We start from the raw sequence: 12,251 nt of genomic DNA, 5'->3' as shown, positions 1-12,251 counted from the left end.
ATGAAAGGCGCAAAACGCGCCCCTAACCAACAGTAAAGGAAGCGCAATGGCACGACTTGGATATGAGACAATCGGTCATGGGCCGTTGAAGGTTTTGGCCTTGCACGGCTGGTTCGGGGATCAAACCATGCTTGATCCTATGAAACTGGCGTTGAACACCGAAGCCTTTACCTATGTTTGCCCTTCGTACCGCGGTTATGGTGCTTCGCGTGAGTTGACGGGGTCTTATGACATGGCCGAGATTTCAGCTGATGTACTGGAACTGGCCGATGCTCTTGGGTGGAAACGGTTCAGTCTGATCGGCCACTCAATGGGTGGCATGGCCATACAACGCGTGCTGGCCGATGCGCCTGATCGGGTGGAAAAGATGGTCGCGCTCACCCCGGTGCCTGCCTCGGGCGTGCCATTGGACGAAGGCTCGGCCGAACTGTTCGGCGGCGCTGCGGCCAACATGGACAACCGCAGTGCCATTATTGACTTCACCACCGGCAACCGGCTCACCTCGGTCTGGATCAATGCTATGGCACGCTACTCGGGCGAGACGGCGCGGGACGACGCCTTTGCCGCCTACCTGCCCTCTTGGACCAAAGCTGACTTCCATCAGGAAATCGCTGGTAATCCGGTGCCGCTGAAAGTCATCGTTGGGGCGAATGATCCCGCGCTGTCCGCCGATGTGATGGAGGCCACCTACATGCAGTGGTATCCGAATGCTGAATTAGAGGTGATGCCCAATGCCGGGCACTACCCGATGAACGAAACGCCGGTAGCTTTGGCGACCAGCGTTGAGCGATTTCTGAGCGGTCAGTGAATTATAGTCGAAAGTGGCGTTGTCACATTATCTACTTCCGATTGCCCGGTCCGCGATTTGAAGGTAGCCGGTGCTGATGCAGACACCGTCAATCAGCTATAAGCGCCACCGCTTTCCGCCTGAGATCATTGCCCATGCGGTCTGGCTTTACGTCCGGTTCAATCTGAGCTTGCGTGAGGTTGAGGAGATGCTGCTCGAACGTGGCATTGACGTGGGTAGTGTGAATAGCCCCTAGATTCGTAGACGCCTTCTTCCTTAATTTTGAGGCAAGGAGGCCGAGATGGGCAAAGGCAATTTCAGCGACGAGTTCAAGCGAGACGCTGTCGCGCAGATCACCGAACGTGGATACCCGGTTTCGGAGGTTTCGCAGCGGCTCGGGGTGAGCGCGCACTCTCTCTATGCATGGAAGCGCAAGTTCGCGAAGGCGTCGTCCGGCGAGACAGAGAAGGATGCTGAGATCCGGCGTCTGAAGCGGGAACTGACGCGGGTGACGGAGGAGCGCGATATCCTAAAAAACCGTTCCGGGCCACAGCCCGCCTGTGCGCAGTATAAACAGCCTGTGCTATGCTGCGCCAGAAGGGCAGTTGCCGATGGCTTATTGGTGGGCTGGACCCCGTTAAAAAACGTGGCACATGGGCCGATGCGCACTTGAGAGTGGTGACACCGCCATCGCGGTGATCCCGGTTAGGAAGATGACGAACTTGCATGGCCCACGCCCTTCTTCTTGAATGGAGGATATGCCATGGCGAAACGTAAGACCGGCGACCACCCGGGTTTGAAGATGGTCAACCCAAATGTGGCCGCGATCGACATCGGCTCGACCATGCACATGGCCGCAGTGAACCCTGACACCGACATTATGCCAGTGCGCGCCTTCGGGACATTCACCCAGAATTTGCACGATCTTGCCGCCTGGTTCCGGTCGTGCGGCGTCACCAGCGTGGCCATGGAATCGACCGGCGTTTACTGGATACCGGCCTTTGAGATCCTGGAGGAGCACGGCTTCGAAGTCATTCTGGTGAATGCCCGCTACGCCAAGAATGTGCCGGGCCGCAAAACCGATGTCAGTGACGCGGGATGGCTGCGGCAGCTCCACTCCTATGGCCTGCTGCGTGGCAGTTTCCGACCTGAAGCCGAGATCGCCACCTTGCGCGCCTATATGCGCCAACGGGAACGGCTCACCGAGTATGCCGCCGCCCACATCCAGCACATGCAGAAGGCGTTGATGGAGATGAATCTCCAGCTGCATCATGTCGTCTCCGATGTCACTGGCGTGACCGGCATGCGGATCATCCGCGCCATCGTCGGTGGCGAGCGCGATCCGGAGGCTCTCGCCGCGTTCCGGGATGTCCGCTGCAAGTCATCGATGGATACGATTAAGGCGGCACTGGTCGGCAACAACCGTGATGAGCACGTCTTTGCACTGACCCAGTCGCTGGAGCTTTACGACTTCTACAAAGCGCAGATCGAGGCTTGTGACCACAGGCTGGAGGCAGCGGTTACCGCGCTGACTGTCCGGGCCCACGATGATCTGGCTCCGCTGCCCAAGGCACGGATCAAGGGCAAACAGCATAATGCGCCGTCCTTCGACGTGCGAGCTGCGCTTTACGGGGTGTTGGGAACTGATCTAACGCAGATCCACGGCCTCGGACCATCGCTGGCACTGAAGCTGGTGGCCGAATGCGGCACGGACCTGCGCGCCTGGAAGAGCGCCAAGCACTTCACGTCGTGGCTCTGTCTGGCACCGGGCAACAAGATCTCTGGCGGTAAGCTGCTGTCTTCGCGCACACGCCGATCTTCAAGCCGCGCGGCGGCCCTGCTGCGGTTGGCTGCCGTCACGATTGGACGAAGCGACACGGCCCTGGGCGCGTTCTATCGGCGGCTGTCATCACGCATCGGCAAGCAGAAGGCGGTTACGGCGACAGCGCGCAAAATAGCAGTGCTGTTCTACAACACCATCCGCCATGGCATGACCTATCAGGATCAGGGGGCGGCGGCTTACGACGAGCGACATCGGCAACGCGTGCTTTCAAACCTCCAGAGGCGTGCCAAAGCCATGGGATTTGCATTGGCGCCTATCCCGGCGACAGCGGCTGTTTCTTAGGAAGGCCACCGCGTATTTCGCCAGGGATACCAAGTGAGATACGCGTTCGTGGCTGAGCATCGCGGGCAGTTCTCTGTGCGGGCGATGTGCCGATGCTTGCGCATCCAACTGAGCGGCTTCTACGCTTGGCTGAAGACCCCGCTGAGCAAGCGGGCCCAAGAGGATCTGCGGCAGACCAGGATGCTGAAGGAGGCGTGGGTCGAGAGCGGCAAGGTCTATGGTCACCGCAAGCTGCACGACGACCTGATCGAACAGGGCGAAAGCATCTGCGTGAACCCTGTTGCCCGTCTGACGAAGCTGGCTGGGATCAAGGCTCAGATCGGCTACAAGCGCCGCCCCGGTGGATATGGCGGCAGGCCGTCGGTCGTCGTCGACAACACTCTCGACCGGCAGTTCGACGTGGGGGCGCCCGACAAGGTCTGGGTCACCGACATCACCTACATCCGCACGCAGGAGGGCTTTGCCTACCTGGCGGTCGTCATCGATCTCTTCTCGCGCCGCGTGGTTGGTTGGTCGATGCAGAGCCGGCAGACTACGGACGTTGTGTTGCAGGCTCTGCACATGGCCGTCTGGCGCCGCAAGCCGAAGGGAAAGGTTCTGATCCATTCGGACCAGGGCAGCCAATTCACCAGCATGGACTGGGCCGCGTTCCTGCGAGGCCACAATCTGGAGCATTCGATGAGCCGTCGCGGAAACTGTCACGACTGTAAGTATGGTATTGCGGCTTGATGGCCTGACCCATGTTACGATTGACTACGTGTCATTGCGTTGACGTGTCGACCGTCAAGTCGCCCCGGCAACGGGCGAGATGTGACCTTATAGGAGCTTGGCGGGGACGCCCCTTCACAGTCCTGTCCCCTCGGATCGGTGCCTGGGCATTCTTAGCAATGCGGGCACCATGAAGACCACACATCCAGTTATCATCGGCATCGATACGCACAAAGCAACTCATGTCGCTGTTGCAATTGATACGCAATGCACCCGTTTGGCGGTGCTCTCCATTCCGACCAACCCAAAGGGGTATTTGGAACTGGAACGTTGGTCGCGATCGCTTGGGCAAGTTGTGGCATTTGGGATCGAAGGCACCGGCTCATATGGCGCAGGCCTTTCTCGGTCGTTGGTAGCTCAAGGCCACAATGTCATTGAGGTTACGCGGCCAAATCGGCAGCTGCGATACACGCAAGGCAAAACAGATAGCCTGGATGCAGAAGGGGCCGCGCGATCAGTTCTCTCTGGGCAGGCAACGGCTCGGCCCAAAACACAAACGGGGCATTCAGAAATGATCCGGCATCTAAAGATTGCACGTGATACCGCTGTTAAGTCACGCTCGCAGGCAATGGTGACGTTAAAGACGTTGATCATAAATGCACCAGCCGACTTGCGCGACGCACTGGATCAGATCCGTGGAAAAGTCGCACTGATCCGGCATATTGCAGCCTTTCGCCCCGGTGACATCAACAGTCCAGTGGCTTCAGCAAAAGCGGCCATGCGGGCATTGGCGCGTCGATGGTTGTCGCTGCATGAAGAGACTATAGAGCACGACAAGGAGCTGGAACGCCTAGTCACGGAGCGCGCACCCGAATTGATGGCATCTCATGGAATTGCGACGCTGACGGTGGCAGAGATGCTGATTTTGGTCGGCGACGATCCAACGCGCATCTGCTCAGAGTCGGCCTTCGCAAAGCTGTGCGGAGTTTGTCCAATTCCGGCGTCCAGCGGCAAAACACATCGATTCCGCCTGAACCGTGGTGGCAATCGGCAAGCCAACGCTGCCCTATATCGCGTTGCAATCGTTAGAATGCGAAGCCACCAACCGACCCTTGCCTATGTCAAGAAGCGCACCAGAGACGGGAAGAGTAAAAGCGAGATCATTCGCTGTCTAAAACGCTACATCGTTCGCGAAATCTACAGCCAGCTCTGTGTGCCCAAATCAGCTCAAATCGCCGCTTGACGAATATAGGAGCTTCAATGCGGTTGCCGAGAGCTTCTTCAACCTTCTCAAGCGCGAAAGGATCAGGCGCCGGACCTACAAAACCCGCGAACAGGCCCGGCAGGACGTGTTCGATTACATCGAGATGTTCTACAACCCGAAGCGCAAGCATGCGAGAAACGGGATGCTGTCGCCCGTCGAGTTCGAACGGCAGCGGAAACTGAGACCCGAAGGCGTCTAGAAAACGCGGGGCTATTCAATCCGCCCCCTTCGCCACACCTTGCAAGGGGTGGCAAGCTGACCCGTAGCAGACGCGATTTTTGCGCTGTCTTCAGGTCGAGATCGGCTTTGATCACTTCGAGCTTCACGATCCGCAGATCATCTTTCTCGGGTGTCCTTCACCTTGGCCTCAGGCGAATACGGCTTCCGTCTCGACATCTCTGATCTTCTTCTTGTCGAAGATCAACAGACAGCAAATCGGAGCTTACGTCAGCGCCCGGTTTTGGAAGGTAGCGCAGTGTCGCCTGCGCCCAAATCCCAAAATACTCCCGCCATCACACGCAGCGCGTCGCGGCTGAGAGATTTCAGGACATGTTCATTCGGCGCGTGCTGCGAACAACCGCGATAGGAATGAGGAACCCACACCGTCGGCAGACCCAAGATGTCGGCAAAACTATCATTGGGCAGAGAGCCCGCCAAATTGGGCAACACATGCGGTGCCTTGCCCGTCGTCCGCTGGATAGAGTCGGTCACAAACCCCACCCAAGGGTGTTTCGGGTCCAGCCGCGTCGCTGCAAAGAAACCCCGATCATGCGGGTGGATCTTTACCGCCTCGTATCCGTGCGCATCAAGGTGCCTGCGCAGCGCCGGGATGATATCCTGCGGGTCCGTTCCAACAACGTAGCGCAGCTGACAGGTAGCGCGGGCCGACGCGGAAATTGCGTTGACCGGTGCCTCTGGCACGCCGCTGGTCATGGCGAGAATGGCAAAGCTGTTCCAGCCATAGACGCGCTCGGCTGGAGTTAGACTTTGCTCGCCCCAATCGACATCGACGTCTGGTCCCTCCCCGCCCGCCACAGGCAGGCCATCAAGCGCCGCGCGCACGTCGTCGGTCAAGCTGTCGGGTCGCCATTCCTCGATCAGGATTTGCCCGCGCTGATCGGTAATCGTTGCCAGCGCATGCGCCAAGATAATCGCCGGATCTGCGAGTAACCCACCCCAGTTGCCCGAATGGTGCGCTCCTTCGCGCAGCGTCAGTTCCAGATCGAATGTCACACCACCGCGCGACCCCATAAAGACGGTTGCCACCTCGGGCTGCAAGCGCGGCCCGTCGGACGCGATCAACACATCAGCGGTCAGGCGGTTCTTATGCATGCGGAAGACATCGGCCAAGCCGCTCGATCCCACTTCTTCGCTCATCTCCAATACGATACGGTTGTTGAAGCCCAAATGCCCTCTTGTCGCCAGCACCGCCTCGAGCGCGGCGATGTTAATCAGGTGTTGCCCCTTATTGTCGGCGGTGCCGCGCCCGTACAGGCGATCCCCCTCTTCGATCAACTCGAAGGGCGCCAACCCCTCGCGCCACATAGTTTCCTGCGCGCGGATCACGTCCCCATGGCCGTAGGTCAGCACGGTGGGCAAGGCATCGCCCTCATGCCGCTCGCCAATCAATAACGGACCACCGCGCGGGTCGGGATTGTCGATGATCTCGCAGGCAAAGCCCAGCTTTTCCAGCCGTGGCAGCATCGCTTCTTTCAGATAGCGCAGCAATTCTGGCGCCGCGTCGGGGTTTTGACTTTCGCTTTTGTAAGCGACCAGCCCGGCCAGTTCACGCTGGAAGAGCCCCTCATCGAAATATTCAGTGACGGCGTCGATGGCGGTGTTACGGCTCATGAATCATTCCTCATCTTCCAGTGCAGCGTCGCCCCAGGGCGACATTATCTCGGTACAGCCAGTATTCATTTCGCCCTCGTGCATGACACCCGCAGGGCAAGCAAATGCATAGGGAAATACCGTGCGTGGGGCGGTCACCACGTCATGCTTCTTACTTAGACGCTCCAACACCTCGGGAGCGTGCGCCTCGTCAGCGACCACTGTCGCGCCCCCCGACATGTCGATGCGCGGATGAAGGAAAGTAGCCTCAATATCCATGTCGAAATCCGCGACGAAGGACGCCATCTGCGTCATCGCAGACACTATCTTGCGCCCCCCGGAGGCCCCGAAGGCAAAGCGACGGTTACCCGCCTCACCAATTACCGGGCAAACATTCATCAGGCACCGTTTATTGGGCGCAAGTGAATTCGGTCGTCCTTGCACGGGGTCGAACCACATGATGCCATTGTTCATCAGAAATCCGGTCGAGGGCGACACCACGCGGCTGCCAAAGATTGAAAGCAGCGTTTGCGTCTGCGACACCATATTGCCTGCGCGGTCGACAACGGAAAAATGTGTCGTGCAGCCGGGCGCGTGCGGGCTTTCGCCCGTGTCACCCATCTTGCCAAGGCGTTCTACGTAGGCAGATTTCAGAGCGTCTGCATAAGCCGCGAAGGCCGTCGGCTTGTCGTCGAGCACGGACTTTTCAAGTTCTTGCATCGCATGGGCAAAAGTCGGGCCCGCTGTAAGCCCGTCCATGACATGAAACCGCGCATCGCGGTAGCTGAAACTCAGCGGCGATTGTATCTCGGCGTGGTACTGGCAAAGATCATCGTGGCTGAGATAACCACCCTTCTGTTGTACATCGCGCGCCATCGCAGCCCCCAGATCGCCATCATAGAGTGCGCGTGAGCCATCGCGTGCCAGAATATCTAGACTATCGGCCATACGGCTTTGGTCCAACCGCTTCTCGGCCAGCGCCGTCCAACCCGAAATCGTCGGCCACTGCCCGTCTTCCAGAAACAGCGCAGCGGCATCCGCGTCCGCAGATAGCGCTCGGGTCGAAGAGGCGATAATCAGCGCAGCATACCAATCTACCAGCATCCCTTCACGTGCATGGGCAATGGCGGGCCCCAGCAGATCGCGCCATGGGATGCGACCATAGCGGACATGAACCTGCCCCAAGCCGTCTACGACACCGGGGACAGCGATGGATTTCGCGCCTTGCACGTTAACGTCGCCTTCGACCTTCTCCCAAGGGAACAGATCGCCAGCGACACCCTCGCCCGACAGCGGAAAATCCTCGACGCGCAACCCCTTGGGCGAGCGCATTCCGTAATTGACTGCGACGGGCTTACCTTCATCCGCGCGCCAAAGCATCATCGTGCCTCCGCCTGAGGGGCCACTCATCCAAGGTTCAAGCACCCCCAAAACGAAAGAAGTGGCGACCGCCGCGTCGACAGCATCACCGCCTGCGCGCAGCACCTCAGCGCCCGCTTCTGCGGCAAGTCGATGTTGCGAGGCAACGACGCCGCCCGCAGTTTCAATCACGACCTTGCGGGTTCGCATGGTGCGCGACAAAGACGAGGCCATTTTGATTGCTCCTTCAATAATAAATAGAAGTCAGACCGTGAAATCGGGGCGATACATCGGGCTGTCGGGATCTTGCAGGTGACATTCCACATGCCCACCCGAGCGCGGAACAGCGCGCGGGGCCTGCGCGCTGCAATGGTCTTGCGCGAAGGGACAGCGCGGGTGGAAATGGCAACCCGAAGGCGGCGCGATCGGATTGGGAAAGGCTGCGCCCAACTGCGTATCCGGTACCCCCTGCGATGGATCAGGCGTTAGAACCGAATTCAGCAGCGCACGCGTGTAGGGATGGCGCGGCGCGTCGAAAAGATCGGCCACGCTCGCTTCTTCTACGATACGGCCCAGATACATCACAGCGACGCGGGTCGCCAGATGCTCGACAACGGCCAGATCGTGACTGATGAAAAGATATGTCAGCCCAAATTCATTGCGCAGATCGTTCAACAGATTCAGGATCTGACTTTGCACTGAGACGTCCAGCGCCGATGTGGGCTCATCACAAATCACGATCTCGGGGCGCATAATTAGGGCGCGCGCAATGGCGACACGCTGGCGCTGGCCGCCCGACATCTGGCTTGGATAGGTATTGACGACGCGGACTGGTAAGCCAACGAGGTCCAGCGTCTCGCGCACCGCTTTATCGCGACTTGTCGCGTCGCCAATACCGTGGACACGTAGAGGAAGCGATACGATATCATGGATGGTCTTGCGCGGGTTTAGCGAGGAATAGGGATCCTGAAAAATCGGCTGGATCCGTCGCGCCAGCGCGAGCCGGTCCTGACCGCCGATTTCTTCGCCATCGACCAAGACCTTACCCTTGGTCGGCATGTCCAGTCCCAGCAGAATCTTCGCCAGCGTGGACTTACCGCAACCCGATTCTCCGACGAGGCCCAGAACCTCCCCTCGGCCCAGCGAAAAGGAAACGTCATCGACGGCGCGCAGCGGCACCGGCGTTCCAAAAAGGCCCTGCTTGACGCGATACGTCTTGGAGACGCCGCGTAGTTCGAGGACTGGGTCGCTCATGCTGCTTCTCCTTCTGCCGCGCGCGCACCGTCCGCAAAAATGCATCGAAACTCGTGCGGCGGCGTGCCCTGTTCAGGAATCGCCTCACGGCAGGCCGCAATTGCGTGGGGGCAGCGGGTCCGAAACGCACAGCCCTCTACCTTGCCCACCAGCGAGGGCACGATACCGGGGATGGTCCCCAGCTCGGCGCCACGCTCGGTTTTGCCCGGTTGCGGGATACAACGCAGCAGGCCGCGCGTATAAGGATGGAGGGGTGTGCCGAACACGTCGCTCGCAGGGCCGGTTTCCACCAACTCACCCGCATACATCACGCCAACCTTGTCGGCCACACGTGCCACGACGCCCAGATCATGCGTGATCAGGATCATGGCCACGCCCATCTCCTTGGTCAGGTCAACCAGCAGCCGTAGGATCTGCGCCTGAATGGTCACGTCCAGCGCCGTCGTCGGCTCGTCCGCGATGATCAGCTCGGGTTCGCACATCAAGGCCATCGCGATTACGACGCGCTGGCGCAGACCGCCTGACAACTGGTGGGGATACTGTCCCAGACGGCTGGCCGCTGCCGTGATGCCAACCTTCTCCAGAAGCTCGACCGCGCGCTTGCGAGCAGTTTCGCGGCTGACATTTCGGTGTAGTTGTAGCGCCTCGATCAATTGGTCGCCTATCGTATAGGCCGGGTTCAGCGAGGTCATCGGTTCCTGAAAGATCATCGCGATCCGATCGCCGCGCAAAGCGCGCATCTGGCGGCGCGAAGCCGTCGTCAGCTCGATTCCGTCGAAATCCATGCGCTCTGCCGAACGTTTGATGTTCTTTTCCAGTAGGCCCATGATCGCGAGCAACGTCAGGGATTTCCCCGAGCCGGACTCGCCCACGATGCACAGCGTCTCGCCCCGGTGAACATCGAAATCAATTCCACGCACTGCGTGCAGAATTCCGCTGGCCAAGGGGATATCCAGCGTCAAGCCCCGCACGGATAGAAGGGGTTTGGCGGTTGCGTCTGTCATCAGGTCAGCTCCGGTTTTCGGGGGCGGTGACGTCGCGCAGACCGTCGCCCATCAAGTTGATCGCCAGCACCAGCACGAAAAGGACGGCACCGGGGATCAGCACAAGCCACGGTTCGAACAGCATCATGTTCTTGCCTTCGCTCACCATCAGGCCCCAACTAGGCGTAGGCGGTTGAACGCCAAGCCCGAGGAAGGACAGCGCCGCCTCCAGCAGGATCGCATGGGCCATTTCCAGCGTTACGATCACGATCAGGTTATTGACGATATTTGGCATGATCTCGGACAGGATCACGCGGCGCGTCGATGCACCGATTGCTTGCGCGGCAGAGATGTATTCACGCCGTACGACCTGAAGCGTCGAGGCGCGCATCACCACTGCAAAGCGGTCCCACAGCAGCAGCCCCAACACTCCGATCAAAACGTTCAACGACCCGCCAAGAATAGCCACGACAGCAAGTGCGACCAGAACGACCGGCATGGCAAGACGCACATTGATCAGAAAGGTAACGACCGCATCCACCTTGCCCCCGAAATAGCCCGCAGCGACGCCTAGCGTGGTTCCGATAACCCCCGAAATCAGCGCGGCCACCGCGCCGATCAGCAGCGACACCCGTGCGCCGTAGATCAGCCGTGATAGGTAGTCGCGGCCCAAGTGATCGGTCCCTAGGATGTGATCCCAAGAGCCACCCATAAAGACCGGGCGCAGCATCCTTTCGCCAAGACTCTGAGCGTAGGGACTGTGCGGTGCCAGCAGCGGAGCAAAGATCGCCACCGCCAGCAATAGCGCCACCACGCTAACTCCAAAGATCAACCCGAGATGCCCCAGTGCTCGCTTACGCAAGATCTGGCGCGGAGACGGACCGGAAATTTCTTCAAGCAGCGGGTCGCCCAGCTTTTGCCCAGCCATATCCAGTTCGGCCATCTCAGGAACTCCTCATGCGCGGATCGAGCCATGCATTCAGCACATCCGCAAGAAACGTGAAGACGATGTAGAACATCGAAAAAACTAATATTAGTGCCTGCACTGTCGGCAGGTCGTTGCGCGCGATACTTTCCCAAGCCAGATAGCCTGCGCCGTGTAGTGCAAAGACCGACTCGACCACGATTGAGCCCCCCAGCATGAAGCCCATCTGCACGGCCGCCAAGCTGACCACCGGGATGATCGCGTTCCGCAGCGCATGCTTAAACATCACGCGCCACTCGCCCGCACCCTTGGCTCGTGCGGTGCGGATATAATCGGAATTTAATACATCCAGCATCCCTGCACGCGTCAGGCGCATGATGGCGGGCATGGCATAATAGCCTAAAACGACTGTCGGCATTACGTAATTCTGCCAACCAGTTGAGCCAGAGGCCGGCAACCAACCGAGCTTGATCGTAAAGAGCACGATAAGGATCAGGCCAAACCAAAAGCTTGGCAACGCCTGCCCTGCCACCGACAAGAAGAGCGCCACACGATCCACGATCGAATTGGGGCGGATAGCCGCGGCGACACCCAAGGGCACAGCCGTCAGCAGAGCAAAAGAAATACCGCAGGCGCCAAGCGTCATTGTGATCGACAAGCGGTCGGCAATCAGGCTGGCGACCGGCAGCTTGAAATAATAGCTCTGTCCGAAGTCACCCTGTAGCGCGTGCCACAACCAGTCGCCATACTGCACCAGCATCGGGCGATCAAAACCGTAGAGCACACGCAACGATTCAATGTCATTGGCATTGGCTCCTTCACCCGCAAGTGCAACAGCCGGATCACCCGATAAATACAGCAGTGAAAAACTAATGAGGCTGACGGTGAATGCCACAAGGATCGCAAGGCCGACCCGCTTGAGGATGTAGCGCATCATTGTGACGAAAATCTCCTGGCTGAAAAGGGGGCGAGCCGCAACGGCCCGCCCGAGCAACAGGACCCGGATACCGCCGGAT

The 12,251-nt window shown here is 59.2% G+C and carries 9 protein-coding genes and 4 pseudogenes; 7 read left to right on the top strand and 6 right to left on the bottom strand.

Features of this window, described 5'->3' with window-relative positions; genetic code table 11:
* Positions 1-46: 46 nt before the first annotated feature.
* The 7 genes and pseudogenes from AB4874_RS16225 to AB4874_RS16195 form a co-directional block, all read left to right on the top strand.
* Entirely contained in the window at positions 47-808 is a 762-nt protein-coding gene (locus AB4874_RS16225) for an alpha/beta fold hydrolase (RefSeq protein ID WP_368392758.1), read from the top strand.
* A gap of 76 nt (positions 809-884) precedes the next feature.
* Positions 885-1,022: pseudogene (locus tag AB4874_RS16220) on the top strand (IS6 family transposase); the annotation flags it as partial.
* A gap of 66 nt (positions 1,023-1,088) precedes the next feature.
* A pseudogene (locus AB4874_RS16215) lies at positions 1,089-1,322 on the top strand (transposase); the annotation flags it as partial.
* Between the two features lie 228 nt (positions 1,323-1,550).
* Positions 1,551-2,912: an IS110 family RNA-guided transposase gene (locus tag AB4874_RS16210; RefSeq protein WP_368392757.1), complete on the top strand. Its 1,362-nt coding sequence runs from the start codon at positions 1,551-1,553 to the stop codon at positions 2,910-2,912.
* A 9-nt stretch (positions 2,913-2,921) separates the two neighbouring features.
* A pseudogene (locus AB4874_RS16205) lies at positions 2,922-3,617 on the top strand (IS3 family transposase); the annotation flags it as partial.
* A gap of 193 nt (positions 3,618-3,810) precedes the next feature.
* Positions 3,811-4,863: an IS110 family RNA-guided transposase gene (locus tag AB4874_RS16200; protein ID WP_368392756.1), complete on the top strand. Its 1,053-nt coding sequence runs from the start codon at positions 3,811-3,813 to the stop codon at positions 4,861-4,863.
* Positions 4,864-4,879: 16 nt separating this feature from the next.
* Positions 4,880-5,083 (top strand): annotated as a pseudogene (locus tag AB4874_RS16195) (IS3 family transposase); the annotation flags it as partial.
* 248 nt (positions 5,084-5,331) lie between these two features.
* On the opposite strand, the gene AB4874_RS16190 reads toward AB4874_RS16195, so the two are convergent.
* Genes AB4874_RS16190 through AB4874_RS16165 form a run of 6 tightly spaced genes read right to left on the bottom strand, consistent with a single transcriptional unit; the run spans position 5,332 to position 12,172 of the window.
* Positions 5,332-6,735: a M20 family metallopeptidase gene (locus AB4874_RS16190; RefSeq protein ID WP_368392755.1), complete on the bottom strand. Its 1,404-nt coding sequence runs from the start codon at positions 6,733-6,735 to the stop codon at positions 5,332-5,334.
* Positions 6,736-6,738: 3 nt separating this feature from the next.
* Positions 6,739-8,307, bottom strand: a complete 1,569-nt coding sequence (locus tag AB4874_RS16185) for a gamma-glutamyltransferase (RefSeq protein WP_368392754.1) — start codon at positions 8,305-8,307, stop codon at positions 6,739-6,741.
* A gap of 30 nt (positions 8,308-8,337) precedes the next feature.
* Positions 8,338-9,327, bottom strand: a complete 990-nt coding sequence (locus AB4874_RS16180) for an ABC transporter ATP-binding protein (protein ID WP_368392753.1) — start codon at positions 9,325-9,327, stop codon at positions 8,338-8,340.
* The gene (locus tag AB4874_RS16175; RefSeq protein WP_368392752.1) at positions 9,324-10,331 is read right to left on the bottom strand and encodes an ABC transporter ATP-binding protein; all 1,008 of its coding nucleotides are present in this window, start codon (positions 10,329-10,331) and stop codon (positions 9,324-9,326) included. Before AB4874_RS16175 ends, AB4874_RS16180 begins: the two co-directional genes overlap by 4 nt.
* A gap of 4 nt (positions 10,332-10,335) precedes the next feature.
* Entirely contained in the window at positions 10,336-11,253 is a 918-nt protein-coding gene (locus AB4874_RS16170) for an ABC transporter permease (protein ID WP_368392751.1), read from the bottom strand.
* Between the two features lies 1 nt (position 11,254).
* Positions 11,255-12,172: an ABC transporter permease gene (locus AB4874_RS16165; RefSeq protein WP_368392750.1), complete on the bottom strand. Its 918-nt coding sequence runs from the start codon at positions 12,170-12,172 to the stop codon at positions 11,255-11,257.
* Positions 12,173-12,251 lie beyond the last annotated feature (79 nt).

Source organism: Thioclava arctica, from assembly GCF_040892615.1.
Lineage (GTDB): Bacteria > Pseudomonadota > Alphaproteobacteria > Rhodobacterales > Rhodobacteraceae > Thioclava > Thioclava arctica.
This window is presented reverse-complemented; position numbering and strand designations above follow the sequence as displayed.

Excerpts from the sequence above, each read along its gene's own strand:
- AB4874_RS16175 (WP_368392752.1), bottom strand. The coding sequence starts at position 10,331 with ATGACAGACGCAACCGCCAAACCCCTTCTATCCGTGCGGGGCTTGACG.
- AB4874_RS16210 (WP_368392757.1), top strand. The coding sequence starts at position 1,551 with ATGGCGAAACGTAAGACCGGCGACCACCCGGGTTTGAAGATGGTCAAC.
- AB4874_RS16225 (WP_368392758.1), top strand. The coding sequence starts at position 47 with ATGGCACGACTTGGATATGAGACAATCGGTCATGGGCCGTTGAAGGTT.
- AB4874_RS16170 (WP_368392751.1), bottom strand. The coding sequence starts at position 11,253 with ATGGCCGAACTGGATATGGCTGGGCAAAAGCTGGGCGACCCGCTGCTT.
- AB4874_RS16200 (WP_368392756.1), top strand. The coding sequence starts at position 3,811 with ATGAAGACCACACATCCAGTTATCATCGGCATCGATACGCACAAAGCA.
- AB4874_RS16165 (WP_368392750.1), bottom strand. The coding sequence starts at position 12,172 with ATGATGCGCTACATCCTCAAGCGGGTCGGCCTTGCGATCCTTGTGGCA.
- AB4874_RS16180 (WP_368392753.1), bottom strand. The coding sequence starts at position 9,327 with ATGAGCGACCCAGTCCTCGAACTACGCGGCGTCTCCAAGACGTATCGC.
- AB4874_RS16185 (WP_368392754.1), bottom strand. The coding sequence starts at position 8,307 with ATGGCCTCGTCTTTGTCGCGCACCATGCGAACCCGCAAGGTCGTGATT.
- AB4874_RS16190 (WP_368392755.1), bottom strand. The coding sequence starts at position 6,735 with ATGAGCCGTAACACCGCCATCGACGCCGTCACTGAATATTTCGATGAG.